A 16,801-nucleotide genomic window follows, 5' to 3' on the forward strand; every position below is an offset into this window, starting at 1 on the left:
TGAAAGGCTATTTGGCTAATAAATGCTGTATTCTGGCTTTTAAAATATCGGTAGCAATACGGTTTTTACCACCACGAGGCACAATAATGTCAGCATATTGTTTTGATGGCTCAATAAATTGTAAAAACATTGGCCTAACAGTACGTTTATATTGAGAAATGACCGACTCCATCGTTCTGCCGCGTTCAGCAACATCACGAGTTAAACGCCTTAGAAAACAGATGTCTAGTGGGGTATCCATAAATACGGTGGCGTCCATTAAATCACGTAATTTAGGATCAGTTAATAATAAAATGCCTTCTAAAATAATCACTTTTTTAGGTTGCATGTCGATAGTTTCGCTAGTGCGAGTGTGCTCTGTATAGCTATAACAAGGAATATGAACCGCCTCACCTTGTTTAAGCTGCATTAAATGAGTCGCTAATAACTGATGGTCTAACGCTTTTGGGTGGTCATAATTAGTTTTAACCCGTTCTTCCATGGTCATATGACTTTGATCACGATAGTAGGCATCTTCGTTAATCACACCAATTTGATTAGTGCCTAAATCACTGCACAACTCTTCAAAAATGGTTTTGGCAATTAAACTTTTGCCTGAAGCCGACGCACCGGCAATCCCAATAATGACACACTGCTGAGAATTCATCTCTTAACCTTACTCGTCGTCTGATATGCTAATTTTTACGGTTGATGTAACATGTTGAAGTGCTAACTGCGCCCCTAATTTTCGGGCGATTTCGCGATAAATCCCTGACACTTCACTTTCTGGCTCACTAATTACACTTGGTGTGCCATTGTCCATAGATTCACGAATATTGATATGCAATGGTAATGAACCAAGTAATGGAACATTATATTTTTGTGCAATTTGACTGCCACCGTGGGTACCAAAAGGATGCTCTTTATGACCGCACTCAGGGCAAAGATGAAAACTCATGTTCTCGATAATACCGAGCACAGGAATATTCACTTTATTAAACATTGTGATGCCTTTTTTAGCATCAGCTAAAGCGATATCTTGCGGCGTGGTCACAATAACCGCGCCACTGACCGGCACCTTTTGCGACAAGGTTAACTGAATGTCACCTGTACCAGGTGGCATATCAATGATGAGGTAATCAAGCTCTGGCCATTGTGTTTCGTTTAATAATTGCGCCAAGGCGCCAGCGGCCATTGGTCCACGCCATACAGCGGCTTCATCACCACTGAGCATAAAGCCAATTGATTGAGCAGACACGCCATGAGCAGTGGCAGCTGTCATGTGCTTACCATCTGGCGATTGTGGACGAAAATTGGGAATACCTAACATTAAAGGAATCGATGGGCCATAAATATCAGCATCTAAAATGCCCACTTGAGCACCTTCGGCTTTAAGGGCTAATGCTAAATTGACTGCGGTGGTTGATTTACCCACGCCACCTTTACCAGATGCAACCGCAATCACTTGTTTTACATTAGGAATTGGCGCTATTGAAGGTAATGCAGAGTAAACTCTAGGCTGAAAATCGATTTCACATTCAACTTCATCAATGGCATCTAACACAGCTAAACGGTTTGTAATTGCCATCACGGTATCGCGGTATTGAGTCATACAAGGATAAGGATAAACTAAACCAAGCTGTAGGCGTTTGCCTGTTATTGATAAAGCGCTAACACATTGAGCAGAAACCAGGCCTTTATGTAAATAAGGGTCAACAAATGCCTCTAAAATATCTAACACTGGTGACAATAATTCATCACTTAATTGATAATTTGTATGGGATTTAATCAAAACCACCGCTCCGAACATGAAATTTTTACAAGTGTATCAGAACTTAGTAAAAAAATAGCGATTAATACACTTTTTAAGTCATGTTTTGATGAAAAATGTCAGTCAATAAGTTACGATTGAGCCATATTTGGGTGTAATTTGATATAGAGACAAAATGACGACATCACAGCGAAAAATACTGGTCACAAGTGCCTTACCTTATGCTAATGGTCCTATCCACCTTGGCCACATGCTTGAATATATCCAAACGGATATTTGGTCACGATACCAAAAGCTACGTGGACATGAATGTTATTACATCTGTGCAGACGACGCCCACGGCACGCCTATCATGCTAAAAGCACAGCAAATGGGCATCACACCAGAACAAATGATTGCTCAAGTGCAAAAAGAGCACGAGCAAGATTTCGCTGATTTTAATATTCAATTTGATAACTTTCACAGTACCCACAGTGACGAAAACCGCACATTAGCAAACAGCATATATTTAAAATTGCGAGATGGTGGCTACATCAAAACCAAAACCATTTCGCAATTATACGATCCTGAAAAAAACATGTTCCTACCAGACCGTTTTGTTAAAGGCACTTGCCCAAAATGTAAGTCTGAAGATCAATATGGCGACAACTGTGACAATTGTGGTGCAACCTACAGCACAACTGATTTGATTAATCCTAAATCAGCCGTGTCTGGCGCAACGCCTGTGATGAAAGACACTGAGCATTTCTTTTTTGATCTACCAGCATTTGAAGGCATGCTTAAAGAATGGATCCAGTCGGGTTCATTGCAGCAAGAAATGGCCAATAAACTGGGCGAATGGTTTGAGCAAGGCTTACAGCAATGGGATATATCACGCGATGCTCCCTACTTTGGCTTTGAAATCCCAGATGCACCGGGCAAGTTTTTTTATGTATGGTTAGATGCACCAATTGGTTACATGGGTTCATTTAAAAACTTATGCGACAAACGTGGCGACATCAACTTTGACGACTTTTGGGGCATAGATTCAACCGCAGAAGTGTATCACTTCATCGGCAAAGACATTGTCTACTTTCATAGCTTGTTCTGGCCAGCCATGCTTGATGGTGCCGGCTTGCGTAAACCTACCAGCGTCTATGCCCATGGTTATGTGACGGTTAACGGCTCAAAAATGTCTAAATCGAAAGGGACATTCATTAAAGCTCGTACTTACCTTGATAATTTAGACCCAGAATATTTGCGTTATTATTATGCCGCTAAGCTCAATAGCCGTATCGACGACCTCGATTTAAACCTAGAAGACTTTGCTCAGCGTGTTAACTCCGATTTAGTGGGCAAACTGGTCAACCTCGCCTCTCGTACGGCAGGTTTTATCAGTAAACGTTTTGACGGAAAACTGGCAAAAATTACAGACAATAGCCTGGCTGAATCGTTTTTGGCTAAAAGTGAAGTCATTGCCGAATTTTACGAAACACGTGAGTTTGGTAAAGCCATGCGAGAAATTATGGCTTTAGCAGACATCGCAAACGGTTATGTAGCCGATGCAGCGCCTTGGCAATTAGTTAAACAAGACGACAAGCAAGAAGAAGCCCATCAAGTGTGCAGTAATGCATTAAACTTGTTCCGCATTTTGGTCACTTACCTTAAACCTGTTTTACCTAAACTTGCCCAAGATGTTGAAGGCTTCCTGCAACTGACATTAACCTGGGATAATTTAGCCCAAGATCTTGCAGAACATGAAATAGCACCGTTTAAAGCATTAATGCAGCGCATTGAAATGAAAAACATCGAAGCTATTATCGAAGCATCAAAAGAAAATTTGCAAGCAAGTAACACCGATGCACCAACAAGTAAAGCCACTGAGCAAACGGTAGATCAGTTAGCACTCGATCCAATCAGCCCAGAGATAAGCTTTGATGATTTTGCAAAAATCGATTTACGAATTGCACGGATCAGTAAGGCTGAACATATTGAGAAGGCAAATAAGTTATTACGATTAGAACTGGATTTAGGCGGCGAAACCAAACAAGTGTTTGCTGGGATAAAATCAGCCTACGCACCTGAAGATTTAGTCGGCAAATTAACTGTGATGGTGGCTAACCTTGCACCTCGCACCATGAAGTTTGGCGATTCAGAAGGCATGGTCTTAGCGGCAGGACCTGGTGGAAAAGACCTGTTTATTTTAGAGCCACATGAAGGTGCACAACCTGGCATGCGGGTAAAATAACCTGGGCTCGGGATAATAAACAAAGCAAAAAAGACCGCCTCGGCGGTCTTTTTTATGGCTAAGTTTGTATCGGTTTTACACCAATCAGCACAAGAGTGTGATCATGCTTACTGGTTAACATCGCTTATTACGTCGTTAGACATTTTGAAGGGAGAACAATGAGCTCGTTGCATTTTCTGCCTTCGTTTAAGCGATTTTATCTTCGCACTCTGATCACTTATTTATCCTGACAGGTATCAATGCGAAGCCATTAAAAGGCATCAAACAATCAACGACGTACCTAAAGCGTGTCAATTTTGACTTAAATTAAAATGGTTGGATCAGGGCGTGTTGCACTTGTTTTTATCAAAAAAAGATCAACACGCTCTAAATTAATAAAATACTATTTTATTGATTCGCACAGGTTTCTGACTTTGCTTTTTCTGCAAGATGTTCACTGGAATTATTTGACGTTGGAGTATTATGTTCCTCACTTGCTTGATGCAAGACACTGTCTTCATCCATTGCTTGCTTTAACCTTTCTTCATAACGCATAAATAATGTAATAAAATCATTACTAAACTTTTCGCCTTCAGACTCAGTTAACCAAAACTCGTATAAACGCTTTGAAGCTTCTTTTTCGATACGTTTATAGGTGAGTTTACGCCGTAACACAGACTCTTCTGTGTGCCCAAGCAACTGCATTGATGATACCCCTAACTCCAATGCTGAATGGTGCGTTTCAGACTCAACCACATCGGCACCCGCTTCTTTTAATAAATGGCCATGGCCTCTATCAAACGCCCTGGCAACTATCTTTAACTTAGGGTATGTGTGATGTAAGTATTTCACCAACTCAACACTACTTTCTCTATTATCGATAGCCACAACAAAAAGTGAGGCCTCTTCAATACCTGCGGTTTTTAATAAATCTGGACGCGTTGCATCGCCGTAATAGGCTTTGGTATTAATCCGTCTAATAGTGTCAACTTGCGATACCTGGTAATCGAGTACCACAGTTTTAATATTATTAGACACTAAAAAACGATTCACCACCTGACCAAAACGCCCAATACCGGCAATAATCACCGTCCCTTCATCATCAATATTATCTTGTTCACGCTGATTGGTTTTAACTTGGAAACGCGGATAAATCACTTTATCAAATAAAATAAACAAACCAGGCGTTAAAAACATCGATAACGCAACCACAATCGATAAGGTTTGTGCAATATCGGTTGGTATAACATGTTGCTGTACACTAAAGCTTAATAACACAAAACCAAACTCACCGGCTTGCGCAAGGCTTAGGGTAAATAACCAGCGGTCGCTGCCTTTTATCTTAAATATCAAAGCAAGAAAATATAGCACTAACGCCTTGATTACCATGACACATAACGTAATGAGTATGATTTCGCCAAAGCTTGCAAACAACACAGAAAAATCAATACCTGCACCTACTGTAATAAAAAACAGCCCCAGCAATAGCCCTTTAAAAGGCCCAATATTGGCTTCTAATTCGTGCTTAAACTCACTGTTGGCTAATACCACACCGGCTAAAAATGTCCCTAACGCAGGAGAAATCCCTACCAGACTCATTAGCGCCGCGATACCTATAACTAACATTAACGCAGCCGCAGTTGAAATCTCCCGCGCACCAGACTCTGCCACCATTCTAAACAACGGACGACTCAAGTAATGTCCGCCTAGCACAACAATGCCAATAGCCAGCAAAAGCACAATGGCATAAGCCCAACCCGGTAATGAAGCCACTAAACTTAATTGTTCATGTTGCTCGCTCAAATGACTGGCTGCAGATTGGGCCTTTTCAACCAACTCAGGCAAGGCCAATAACGGAATAAACGCCAACATGGGGATAACGGCAATATCTTGAAATAATAAAACAGAAAAGGCATTTTTACCTGCATGGGTTTTATTAAGACGCTTTTCTGACAAGGTTTGCAATACAATGGCGGTCGATGACAATGAAAAAATTAAGCCCATAGTCAATGCAACTGAGTTTTGATAACCGGCATATATTGCGCAGGTCATCACAGCCACCACAGAGCCAGCAACCTGTAAACCGCCCTGACCCAGCAAACGATTACGCATAGCCCACAGCATCTTTGGCTCAAGTTCTAACCCGACCAAAAACAACATCATGACCACACCAAACTCAGCAAAGTGCTGAATAGTATTGGTTTCACTGCCAACCAGTCCAACAATAGGGCCAATGACCACACCTGCAATCAAGTAGCCTAAAACCGACCCTAAACCTAGCCTGTTCGCTAACGGTACCGCTATCACAGCAGCAGATAGATAAATAAACGCCTGTAAAAAATATTCCGTCATTAACGTTCCTTAGACACAACACGACGACTCGACGTAATCAAATTACACCGGATTAACAATATCAATAAAATGATGGGTTAAATCAAATTTGCTGGCAAGGTGTTGCCCAAGCGCCTGAATTCCAAACTGTTCGGTAGCATGATGCCCCGCAGCAAAATAATGAATGCCCTGCTCCATTGCTGCATGATAAGTGCGCTCTGACACTTCACCACTAATGAAGGCATCAACGCCCATTTGTGCAGCATGATCGATATAGTCTTGAGCCCCGCCAGTACACCAGGCAAGGGTAGAAATTGGCTTGCTGGCATCACCAATATGCAATGGTTCACGTTTAAGAACCCTAGCAAGTAATTGGCTAAATTCATTCGCCGATAACGGCTTCTCTAAATGACCATGCCACAATAAATCTTGCGCAACGGGTTCATATACTCGTGGGCTTAAAATGCCTAACTGGTATGCGAGATGTGCATTATTACCTATCCCGTGATGTGCATCTAATGGTAAATGGTAACCAAACAAGCTGATGTCATTATCCATTAAGGCTTTAATTCGGCGATACTTCATACCTGTGATGATTTCAGGTTCATTTTTCCAAAAAAAACCATGATGAACCAAAATGGCATCAGCATTGACAGCAGCCGCTTGGTCGATTAAAGCTTGGCAGGCTGTGACCCCTGTGACAATCGTGTTAATCGTCGTCTTACCTTGCACTTGTAATCCATTTGGCGCGTAATCTTTAAACGCAGACACATTTAAAAACTCATCTAAATAAGCCGCTAATTGTTGACGAGAAATAGATGAATGACCTTGATGATATGTTGACATAAAATTCCTACAAAATGAGACCTTGTCATAAAAACTAACGGTTTCTTCCCGCGGCAAAGCGCTAAAAGGGCTTTTAAAAATACAGTGTAACCGTGTATAAGCCTTAATGTAACTTGCGCCAGATTATTTTGACCATAGCAGTGATAAATGCTGACAATATGTTATTTTCGAGTGATAAACATACAACTATGGCCACTAATTGGACTTTTGTATGGTTAATCCTTTAAAATTAGTAACAACCTTCATTTAACATGATAACAAATAGGTTATTAACTATGACAACATTGACTAAAGAAGAGGTCATCAGCCAACTGCACATGGCACTTGAAAAACAATCAGGCAACACTGTGTCGATTGAGCAAGCTGGCAGCTGGTATAAAATCGACGGTGGTAAATCGGTGCGTTTTAGCGAACTTGAAACCATGCATAGTGAGCTTTGTGCAACAAACACTGAAATTAAAGCGACTAACGCAAAACCTGCGGTTAAAGCACAAGCGAAACCCGCTAAGAAACAACCCAGTAAAAAAACCACAACGACATCTGGTGGGTTAACGCCTAAACAGTTATGGCGTCAAAAACTTGAAAACACCGCTGGCAATCAAACTTTGCCACGAGGATTCTAACTTAATACCGCTTAACTGATTGGTATAAATCAAAAAGGAGCCTAGGCTCCTTTTTGCGTTATGGTTAATTCAACCGGCCAGATTACATCGCTAAATCAACTCTAACATAACCCGTTAAGTACACCACCCGAACTTCATCCCCAGTGTTAAAACTCATGCCAGGGTCGAGATCTTGAATCACCATAACTTGGTTTCCATCTTCCAGAGTTATCATTAATTCGACGAGTTTATTCTCTAAATAATAAGCCGAACGACCATGCTGACTGCCTAAGCCGCCGCCAATTAACGCGCCAAGCACTGTGGCAACATCTTGACCAGAACCACTACCAAATTGATGCCCTATTACACCACCAATTAACGCCCCACCAAAGGTTTTCCAACCACTGTGGCTGTCTTCAATTAATTGCTTTTCAGTCAAATGTCTCACGCTCTCAATGGTGCCATACACGACTTTTTCAACTGGTACAGCCTGATTACGCTCATAAGCAGCATTTGCCAGGTTACTCAACATGCAAAATGTCAACAATACAGCAAAAAAACACTTTCCGGTGACAGTTATGATTTTAAACATCGCTATTTTCCGCTAAGTTAACGTTAAGGTATGCCAATTAATATACTCAATTGTGAACTCACTGTCCTATTTAAATCAATCGATCGGCTTTCCGCCGCCTGAACATGCGCTAACAGAGCCCAATGGATTACTCGCCATTGGCGGAGACTTACAACCGCAACGCTTAATGAAGGCCTATTATGAGGGCATTTTCCCCTGGTTTAATGCCAGCGACCCTATTTTATGGTGGTCACCTGATCCTCGAGCCGTATTTAAGCCTACAGCGCCATTTGGCAGTAAAAGTCTGCTTAAGTTCCTTAAAAAGTCGAGCTGGCGCTATACCATTAATCATGCATTTTTAGATGTGTTGGCAGGCTGTGCTGCGCCGCGAAATAGACAAGATGGAACCTGGATTTCTGCCGAAATACAGATGGCTTATTACGAGTTGCATCTTCAAGGCAAAGCCCATTCTATAGAGGTGTGGGATCAAGAACATTTAGTCGGTGGATTATATGGCCTGCCTATTGGAAAAGTATTTTGCGGTGAGTCAATGTTTCATCGGCAGACTAATGCATCAAAAGCGGCATTTGCTATACTGAATCAGCATCTTGTTCAACACGATTTTCAATTGATTGATGCTCAAGTAATGAACCCGCATTTACTCAGTTTAGGCGCTAAAGCATTACCTAGAGCTGATTTTTTACACTTGCTGCATCAATACAGAGACAACACAATTGCTGCGTCAATATGGGCCCCACAAGAGGTGTTAATTGAATTCTAAATCTGTCAGCGTAGGGATCAGCCACCCTTTTGATTGTAACTACATCGAAGGCAATAAAGAGCAGTTATTAGTCATTCAGGAGCAGCATATAGATGCTCATTTATTTGAACAATTACTGGCAATGGGGTTTCGTCGTAACGGCAATTCCATTTATAAACCACGTTGTCCTAGTTGCCAGGCATGCCAATCTATTCGCCTAAACGTGCACGATTTTGCCCTGTCTAAACGCCAAAAAAGAACCTTAAAAAATAACCAGGACTTACATTGGAAAGTAAATTATCACACCCGGCCTGAACATTTTGAGCTTTATCAACGTTACATTAACGAACGTCATAACGATGGCCCAATGTATCCGGCATCACAAAACCAATACGATGATTTTTTATTGTCTGATTGGTTACCGCCCATGTTTATCGAAGTGTTTGATAAAGACAAATTAATTGCTGTGGCTGTCACGGATAATATGCCACACAGTTTTTCGGCGATTTACAGCTACTTTGACCCTGACTACAGCAATAGATCTCTGGGCTCACTGATGATTTTGATTCAATGTCAATTGGCTAAGTCTATGGGTAAACGATTTTTATATTTAGGCTATCAAATTGATCAAAATCGGAAAATGCGTTACAAGCGTCAATATCGGCCGTATCAAATTTTAACACCACAAGGTTGGAAAATTAGCGAAGATCTTGAGCCTCTTTCTTGTTAACACCCTTTACAGTTAAGCGTTTTTGGGGCATGATACGCCCGATTTTTCATATTTGAAGGCTAATGGGATAACTTATTAATGGCGAAAGAAGACAACATTGAAATGCAGGGCACTATCCTTGAGACCTTGCCAAACACAATGTTCCGCGTAGAGCTGGAAAATGGTCATGTGGTGATAGCCCACATCTCTGGCAAAATGCGCAAAAACTACATCCGTATTTTAACGGGTGACAAAGTCACGGTTCAGCTGACTCCTTATGACTTATCAAAAGGTCGTATCGTCTTCCGCGCACGTTAATCGCTAGCCTCAACATTGTAAAAGCCGACTCAAAGTCGGTTTTTTTGTTGAGGTATCTAACGCCAATCGTATCCATTATTTGATCACACAGTAAACATCCAATAGATGGATTGCCACGTAAAGAAGCGTTAACGTTCTTTACCGATGACATAATGAATGTGATGGGCGGGATTAACGCCAGTCTGTAAACACAGATAAAAAAAGATGACCAATCGGTCATCTTTTTCTTGTTAAAGACGCTGTTAAAAATCTGTTTAAGACACTTTTTCAGCAGCTTCGCAGTCTATATTAATTTCACCATCTTTGACGTCTATGTGTGCAATACCACCACGTTCTAGTACACCAAATAATATTTCATCCGCTAATGGACGCTTAATTAATTCGGTGACTACGCGTGACATAGGGCGTGCTCCCATTGACTTGTCATAGCCTTTTTCAGCAAGTAAGGTTCTTGCTTCGTCGCTAACATCTAAAGTCACTCGTTTATCATCAAGCTGTGCTTGTAATTCAACTAAGAACTTATCAACCACTTTAGCGATAACTGTCATGTCTAAATGGTTAAACCACACAATCGAATCTAAACGGTTACGGAACTCAGGTGAAAATACTTTGTTGATTTCCGCTAATGCATCTTGAGTATGGTCTTGCTGCTGGAAACCAATCGACTTACGAATGGTCTCTTGCACACCAGCATTGGTGGTCATCACTAAAGTGACATTTCTAAAGTCAGCTTTACGGCCATTGTTATCGGTTAATGTACCGTGATCCATCACTTGTAAAAGTAAGTTGAACACATCTGGATGCGCCTTCTCAATTTCATCAAGTAGCACCACACAATGTGGATTTTTAATCACTGCATCGGTTAACAGACCACCTTGATCATAGCCAACATACCCAGGAGGTGCGCCAATTAAACGTGACACAGTATGGCGCTCCATGTACTCAGACATATCAAAACGAATAAGCTTAAGGTTTAAACATGACGCTAGCTGGCTGGTGACTTCTGTTTTACCCACACCGGTCGGACCGGCAAACATAAAGCTACCCACAGGTCTTTTTTCTGAGCCTAAACCACTGCGAGATAAGCGAATAGCCGCGCTTAAGCTCTCAATCGCTTTGTCTTGACCAAACACCACCATCTTAAGGTTGCGTTCAAGGTTACGTAACATATCCTTGTCAGTCGACGATACCGACTTCTCAGGAATACGAGCCAATTTAGCAATGATCGCTTCGATTTCAGCCTGACCAATGGTTTTTTTGCGTTTACTTTGCGGCATCATCACCATACGGGCACCGGCTTCATCAATCACGTCAATGGCTTTGTCAGGTAAATGACGATCATTAATGTGTTTAGCCGACAAGCTCGCGGCACTGCTAATGGCTGCTTGGGTATATCGTACACCATGATATTCTTCGTATTTCGACTTTAAGCCCATCAAAATCTTGGTGGTTTCAGCGACCGACGGCTCATTAATATCAATTTTTTGGAATCGACGCGCTAATGCACGATCTTTTTCAAAAATACTTTGATACTCCTGGAACGTCGTTGAGCCCATACACCGTAACTTGCCACTTGATAACAAGGGTTTGAGTAAATTAGACGCGTCCATTACACCGCCAGAAGCGGCCCCCGCACCAATGATGGTATGAATTTCATCAATAAATAAAATCGCATGCTCGTCTGCAGACAATTCTTTTAACAAGCTTTTAAAGCGTTTTTCAAAATCGCCACGATACTTAGTACCGGCCAATAATGAACCTAAATCTAACGAGTACACTGTGGCATCGGCCATCACATCAGGCACTTGCTCTGTAACGATGCGATACGCTAGCCCTTCGGCAATCGCCGTTTTACCTACGCCCGCTTCGCCGACCAACAACGGATTGTTTTTGCGACGACGACATAAGGTTTGAATAGCGCGCTCAATCTCTGCATCACGACCAATTAATGGGTCGATTGTCCCCTCTTTAGCAAGCTGATTAAGATTCGAGGCAAACTGCGCTAGCATGCTGCGATCTTCACTATTTTCTGATTGGTCCTCAATGCGCTCTTGTTCAGATGATTCACCTTTGTCTTCATCTTTGCTCATGCCATGAGAAATAAAATTAACCACATCTAAACGGGTAATTTCATTGCGGCGCAGTAAATATACAGCTTGCGACTCTTGCTCACTAAATATAGCCACAAGTACATTGGCACCTGTCACTTCATTACGACCAGAGGATTGCACATGAAACACGGCTCGTTGAAGTACTCGCTGAAACCCTAATGTTGGCTGGGTTTCGCGCTCTTCAGATGATTCGGCAATGATAGGTGTGGTTTGTTGAATGAAATTAGCGACTTCCTCACGCAGACGATTAACATCTGCGCCACAAGCAATCAATGCCTCATAGGCCGCAGGATTATCAATAAGCGCTAATAATAAATGTTCTACCGTCATGTATTCATGACGTGAATCTCTAGCTTGCTGAAACGCTAGGTTCAAGGTGACTTCCAGATCTTTGTTCAGCATAAGCACCCCCTAAATTTAACCACAGACTGTAAGAAAACGATTTTTATGCTTTCTCTAATGTACACAGTAACGGATGTTGGTTTTCTCTTGCAAACTGATTTACTTGAAAAACTTTTGTTTCGGCAATCCCAAATGGAAAAATCCCGCACAATCCTTTGCCCTGGTGATGTATCGCTAACATGATATCAACAGCTTGCTGTTCATTTTTATCAAAGAAACGTTGTAACACTTCAACCACAAAATCCATCGGGGTGTAATCATCATTGTTTAGCACCACTTTATACATATTGGGGGGTTGTAGCTCAGATTCAACCTTTTCTTCTGTATGTTCTACACTGCCTAATTTTGCCATTGTTTAATACTAGCCTCTCGTTTGGTTCCCGACCACTTGATATTATTAAATTAATTAAATGTTGTCTTTTTGTTAATTTATGCTTGACATCTTTTCGTACAAATTTCATTCTATTTGTCAGGCGGCGAAAAATAGACCGCTGGATAATAAGTTTTACTATCTTACTGGTAAGTAGACAACAGAAGGAAGTGGAAGTATGGCAAACGGAACTGTAAAGTGGTTCAACAACGCCAAAGGATTCGGGTTTATTTGCCCAGATCAGGGTGGCGAAGATGTATTTGCGCACTATTCAACTATCGAAATGGAAGGTTACAGAACCTTAAAAGCAGGTCAACCTGTGTGCTTCGAAGTTGAAGAAGGTCCTAAAGGAATGCATGCTTCAGCCATCTCACCTACAAAATAGTAGGTTGAGACTATAAAACAAAAAGACAGGGATTTTAATCCCTGTCTTTTTTTATTGTTCAAAATAAGCATTACTGAGTCATTAAAAGGGCCAACACCGCAGGTAAGGGCCCTATTTAACAATCATTAACCAGTAGGCATTAACCAATAAGTTTGTTCAATGTTGCACTTGGGCGCATGGCTTTTTCAGCTTTAGCGGCATCTAAACGGTAGTAACCGCCTAAATCAACCGCTGGGCCTTGTGAACCATTAAGCTCTGCTAAAATAACAGCTTCATTAGTAGCTAACGATTGTGCTAAAGGCGCAAAATGTTCAGCTAGTTGAGTATCGGCTGTTTGCTTCACTAAAGCATTTGCCCAGTAAAGACCAAGGTAGAAGTGGCTACCACGGTTATCTAACTCACCTACACGACGCGAAGGTGACTTGTTGCTATCTAAGAACTCGCCAATTGCCACATCTAAGGTGTCTGCTAGTACTTGAGCTTTAGGATTGTTAGCCGTTTGGGCTAAATGTTCTAATGATGCTGCCAGTGCTAAAAACTCACCTAAAGAATCCCAACGTAAATGGCCTTCTTTTTCAACTTGTTGCACATGCTTAGGTGCACTACCACCCGCGCCAGTTTCAAACAATCCACCGCCATTCATTAACGGTACGATTGATAGCATTTTAGCACTTGTGCCTAACTCAAGAATTGGGAACAAATCGGTTAGGTAATCACGTAACACGTTACCAGTAACAGAAATAGTATCTTCGCCTTTGATGATGCGCTCTAACGTCACGCGAGTTGCTTCAACAGGAGACATAATTTGAATATCTAGGCCTGATGTATCTTCTTCTGCAAGGTATGTTGTCACTTTTTTGATTAACTCAGCATCGTGTGCACGAGCGCTGTCTAACCAGAAAATAGCAGGCGTGTTGCTTAAACGAGAACGTCTAACGGCTAATTTAACCCAATCACGGATTGGTGCATCTTTTACCTGACACATACGGTAAATATCGCCAGCTTCAACCTTGTGGCTCATTAACACATCACCAGCTTGATTGATTACATTCACAGTACCTGCGGCGCTGATCTCAAATGTTTTATCATGGCTACCGTATTCTTCAGCTTTTTGAGCCATAAGACCTACGTTTGGTACACTACCCATGGTTGTTGGGTCAAATGCACCGTGTTTTTTACAAAATGCGATGGTTTCTTGGTACACACCAGCATAGCAACGATCTGGGATCATCGCTTTAGTGTCTTTTAATTGACCGTCTGGGCCCCACATTTGACCAGATGAACGAATAGCTGCAGGCATAGAGGCATCAATAATGATGTCACTTGGTACGTGTAAGTTAGTGATACCTTTGTCTGAATCAACCATCGCTAATGCAGGACGTGCAGCATAAACGGCAGCGATATCCGCTTCGATTTCGCTACGCTTAGCATCAGGAAGTGACTTGATTTTGGCATAAACATCACCAAAACCATTGTTTACATCAACACCCAACTCAGCAAATAATTCGCCGTGCTTGTCAAAAACATCCTTGAAAAACACCTTCACAGCGTGACCGAATAACACAGGATCAGACACTTTCATCATGGTGGCTTTTAAGTGAAGCGATAATAAAACATCTTCTGATTTAGCCGCTTCAATTTCGCGGGTATAAAAATCAACTAACGCTTTTTTGCTCATTACAGCAGCATCGATAACTTCATCAGCAAGCAATGCTAAGCCACTTTTAAGTACCACTTCTTTGCCATCAGCTTGGGTTAACACGATATTAACTTTGTCTGCTGCGGCTAACGTCACAGATTGCTCGCTACCGTAGAAGTCACCTTCATTCATATGTGCAACATGCGACTTTGAATCACTTGCCCATTTACCCATTGAATGTGGATTTTTCTTAGCGTAGTTTTTAACCGATGTTGGCGCGCGGCGGTCTGAGTTACCTTCACGTAATACTGGGTTTACCGCACTGCCTTTGATTTTGTCATAACGCGATTTAGCTTCTACTTCTGCGTCAGTTTTTGGCTCATCTGGGTAGTTTGGAATGTCATAGCCTTTAGCCTGTAGCTCAGCAATACATGCTTTTAACTGCGGAGTTGACGCACTAATATTAGGTAACTTAATAATGTTAGCTTCAGGCTGGTTAGCCAATTCGCCTAACTCCGTTAACGCATCAGCAATTTTCTGTTCCGCTGTTAATTTTTCAGGGAAGTTAGCAATAACACGACCTGACAAAGAAATATCACGGGTTTCTACTTTTACGCCAGCAGCGTTAGTAAAGGTACGGATAATAGGTAATAAAGACAGGGTAGCAAGCGCTGGTGCTTCATCGGTTTCAGTGTATATGATCGTTGGAGTGTTATCTTTCATTTTATTTCCTACATTATTGTAAATTAATAACTTATTAGAATAAATTGTATAAGCATTTGACGGGCTTTGGTGGATAACACTCACCTGAGTGAACCTTGATTTGCAACTAGAGCACGCATCCTATGTGAGCTTAGTATGTGAAATCCCCTATCCCATTTTTTATTATATTTTTCTCGCGTTGCGATGGAGCGTTTTGTTAAAACACGCCATCAGCAACAGACAAATTAGGTACAGATCACAATTTTTAGGCGGACATCATAGATCATTCTTGGCAATTTTCAAATTCCACTAAGGGCGAATACACAGTAAACTGACACAAAAGATGTTATTTCTTGTTACAAACCCCGTTAATCCAAACTCCATTAAACAACTCAGGATAGTATCCATACCTTTATGGCAAACTCAGGTAAATTCAATTCATTTAAAAAAACGGCGCCCCAAAATAGTCGTACCAATTCGCTATCGGCAAAATCACCACGCACAAACAGAATAACTCGACGTAAAAGCCCAGCGAAACCTGCTGTCGAAAATCCTATTATCGTGTTGTTCAATAAACCATTTGATGTGCTTTGCCAATTTACCGATGAGTCAGGTCGCCAAACCCTTAAAGACTTCATTCCAATAATTGATGTTTACGCCGCAGGACGATTAGACCGAGACAGCGAAGGCTTATTACTGCTTACCAACGACGGTCAATTGCAAGCTAAGTTAACCCAGCCGACTAAAAAAACCTTTAAAACCTATTGGGTACAAGTTGAAGGTGCGCCGAGCCAAGCAGCCATAAAAGCATTGTGTGATGGGGTTGAACTCAAAGACGGTATGACCTTACCAGCAAAAGTACAAATAATAGACGCACCCGATGTCTGGCCACGCGTCCCTCCCGTACGAGAGCGAAAATCAATCCCTACTACCTGGCTTGAGGTACAAATCTGTGAAGGTCGAAATCGTCAAGTTAGACGAATGACCGCTCATGTAGGCCACCCAACCTTAAGATTAATCCGTTATAAAATAGGTCAATGGTGTCTAGATGATTTACAAAGTGGCCAATACAAGCAAATAAACCAATAAACACGGCTAA

The 16,801-nt window shown here is 41.6% G+C and carries 15 protein-coding genes; 7 read left to right on the forward strand and 8 right to left on the reverse strand.

All coding sequences use genetic code 11. The features are described from left to right. Positions 1-7: 7 nt before the first annotated feature. Positions 8-646, reverse strand: a complete 639-nt coding sequence (udk, locus tag IEW93_RS03640; RefSeq protein ID WP_188737015.1) for a uridine kinase — start codon at positions 644-646, stop codon at positions 8-10. A 9-nt stretch (positions 647-655) separates the two neighbouring features. Next, on the reverse strand, positions 656-1,771 hold the full coding sequence (gene apbC / locus IEW93_RS03645) for an iron-sulfur cluster carrier protein ApbC (protein WP_188737017.1): 1,116 nt from the start codon (positions 1,769-1,771) through the stop codon (positions 656-658). Positions 1,772-1,925: 154 nt separating this feature from the next. Between apbC and metG the strand changes: the two genes are divergently transcribed. Beyond that, positions 1,926-3,977, forward strand: coding sequence for a methionine--tRNA ligase (gene metG / locus IEW93_RS03650; RefSeq protein ID WP_188737019.1), 2,052 nt, complete (start codon positions 1,926-1,928; stop codon positions 3,975-3,977). Positions 3,978-4,364: 387 nt separating this feature from the next. Here metG and IEW93_RS03655 read toward each other — a convergent pair whose 3' ends face one another. Then, entirely contained in the window at positions 4,365-6,308 is a 1,944-nt protein-coding gene (locus IEW93_RS03655) for a monovalent cation:proton antiporter-2 (CPA2) family protein (RefSeq protein ID WP_229706581.1), read from the reverse strand. A 42-nt stretch (positions 6,309-6,350) separates the two neighbouring features. After that, positions 6,351-7,133, reverse strand: a complete 783-nt coding sequence (locus tag IEW93_RS03660; protein WP_229706588.1) for a Nif3-like dinuclear metal center hexameric protein — start codon at positions 7,131-7,133, stop codon at positions 6,351-6,353. A gap of 275 nt (positions 7,134-7,408) precedes the next feature. On the opposite strand from IEW93_RS03660, the gene IEW93_RS03665 reads away from it, so the two are divergent. Beyond that, complete coding sequence (locus IEW93_RS03665; RefSeq protein ID WP_188737021.1) at positions 7,409-7,756, forward strand: hypothetical protein; 348 nt, start codon at positions 7,409-7,411, stop codon at positions 7,754-7,756. An 82-nt stretch (positions 7,757-7,838) separates the two neighbouring features. On the opposite strand, the gene IEW93_RS03670 is transcribed toward IEW93_RS03665, so the two are convergent. After that, the gene (locus IEW93_RS03670; protein ID WP_223420070.1) at positions 7,839-8,267 is read right to left on the reverse strand and encodes an outer membrane lipoprotein; all 429 of its coding nucleotides are present in this window, start codon (positions 8,265-8,267) and stop codon (positions 7,839-7,841) included. Between the two features lie 112 nt (positions 8,268-8,379). On the opposite strand from IEW93_RS03670, the gene aat reads away from it, so the two are divergent. From aat to infA, 3 genes are all read left to right on the forward strand, one after another. Next, on the forward strand, positions 8,380-9,087 hold the full coding sequence (gene aat, locus IEW93_RS03675; RefSeq protein WP_188737024.1) for a leucyl/phenylalanyl-tRNA--protein transferase: 708 nt from the start codon (positions 8,380-8,382) through the stop codon (positions 9,085-9,087). Next, entirely contained in the window at positions 9,077-9,796 is a 720-nt protein-coding gene (locus IEW93_RS03680; RefSeq protein ID WP_188737026.1) for an arginyltransferase, read from the forward strand. Before aat ends, IEW93_RS03680 begins: the two co-directional genes overlap by 11 nt. A 78-nt stretch (positions 9,797-9,874) precedes the next feature. After that, complete coding sequence (infA, locus tag IEW93_RS03685) at positions 9,875-10,093, forward strand: translation initiation factor IF-1 (RefSeq protein WP_011496276.1); 219 nt, start codon at positions 9,875-9,877, stop codon at positions 10,091-10,093. Positions 10,094-10,347: 254 nt separating this feature from the next. Here the strand turns inward: infA and clpA are convergent, their stop codons facing one another. Both clpA and clpS read right to left on the reverse strand, forming a co-directional pair. Next, complete coding sequence (gene clpA / locus IEW93_RS03690) at positions 10,348-12,606, reverse strand: ATP-dependent Clp protease ATP-binding subunit ClpA (RefSeq protein ID WP_188737028.1); 2,259 nt, start codon at positions 12,604-12,606, stop codon at positions 10,348-10,350. A 43-nt stretch (positions 12,607-12,649) separates the two neighbouring features. Further along, positions 12,650-12,958: an ATP-dependent Clp protease adapter ClpS gene (gene clpS / locus IEW93_RS03695; protein WP_188737030.1), complete on the reverse strand. Its 309-nt coding sequence runs from the start codon at positions 12,956-12,958 to the stop codon at positions 12,650-12,652. A 196-nt stretch (positions 12,959-13,154) separates the two neighbouring features. On the opposite strand from clpS, the gene cspD reads away from it, so the two are divergent. Next, the gene (cspD, locus tag IEW93_RS03700) at positions 13,155-13,361 is read left to right on the forward strand and encodes a cold shock domain-containing protein CspD (RefSeq protein ID WP_160052900.1); all 207 of its coding nucleotides are present in this window, start codon (positions 13,155-13,157) and stop codon (positions 13,359-13,361) included. A 139-nt stretch (positions 13,362-13,500) separates the two neighbouring features. Here the strand turns inward: cspD and IEW93_RS03705 are convergent, their stop codons facing one another. Further along, positions 13,501-15,723, reverse strand: a complete 2,223-nt coding sequence (locus tag IEW93_RS03705) for an NADP-dependent isocitrate dehydrogenase (protein WP_188737033.1) — start codon at positions 15,721-15,723, stop codon at positions 13,501-13,503. Positions 15,724-16,116: 393 nt separating this feature from the next. Here IEW93_RS03705 and IEW93_RS03710 point away from each other — a divergent pair, with 393 nt between their 5' ends. Beyond that, the gene (locus IEW93_RS03710) at positions 16,117-16,791 is read left to right on the forward strand and encodes a pseudouridine synthase (protein WP_188737035.1); all 675 of its coding nucleotides are present in this window, start codon (positions 16,117-16,119) and stop codon (positions 16,789-16,791) included. Positions 16,792-16,801: the final 10 nt, after the last annotated feature.

This window comes from Shewanella inventionis (genome assembly GCF_014641855.1).
GTDB classification, from domain to species: domain Bacteria; phylum Pseudomonadota; class Gammaproteobacteria; order Enterobacterales; family Shewanellaceae; genus Shewanella; species Shewanella inventionis.

Coding starts and splice junctions, on each gene's coding strand:
- cspD (WP_160052900.1), top strand. CDS start 13,155: ATGGCAAACGGAACTGTAAAGTGGTTCAACAACGCCAAAGGATTCGGG.
- infA (WP_011496276.1), top strand. CDS start 9,875: ATGGCGAAAGAAGACAACATTGAAATGCAGGGCACTATCCTTGAGACC.
- metG (WP_188737019.1), top strand. CDS start 1,926: ATGACGACATCACAGCGAAAAATACTGGTCACAAGTGCCTTACCTTAT.
- IEW93_RS03710 (WP_188737035.1), top strand. CDS start 16,117: ATGGCAAACTCAGGTAAATTCAATTCATTTAAAAAAACGGCGCCCCAA.
- IEW93_RS03665 (WP_188737021.1), top strand. CDS start 7,409: ATGACAACATTGACTAAAGAAGAGGTCATCAGCCAACTGCACATGGCA.
- clpA (WP_188737028.1), bottom strand. CDS start 12,606: ATGCTGAACAAAGATCTGGAAGTCACCTTGAACCTAGCGTTTCAGCAA.
- IEW93_RS03660 (WP_229706588.1), bottom strand. CDS start 7,133: ATGTCAACATATCATCAAGGTCATTCATCTATTTCTCGTCAACAATTA.
- IEW93_RS03655 (WP_229706581.1), bottom strand. CDS start 6,308: ATGACGGAATATTTTTTACAGGCGTTTATTTATCTATCTGCTGCTGTG.
- clpS (WP_188737030.1), bottom strand. CDS start 12,958: ATGGCAAAATTAGGCAGTGTAGAACATACAGAAGAAAAGGTTGAATCT.
- IEW93_RS03705 (WP_188737033.1), bottom strand. CDS start 15,723: ATGAAAGATAACACTCCAACGATCATATACACTGAAACCGATGAAGCA.
- udk (WP_188737015.1), bottom strand. CDS start 646: ATGAATTCTCAGCAGTGTGTCATTATTGGGATTGCCGGTGCGTCGGCT.
- IEW93_RS03670 (WP_223420070.1), bottom strand. CDS start 8,267: ATGTTGAGTAACCTGGCAAATGCTGCTTATGAGCGTAATCAGGCTGTA.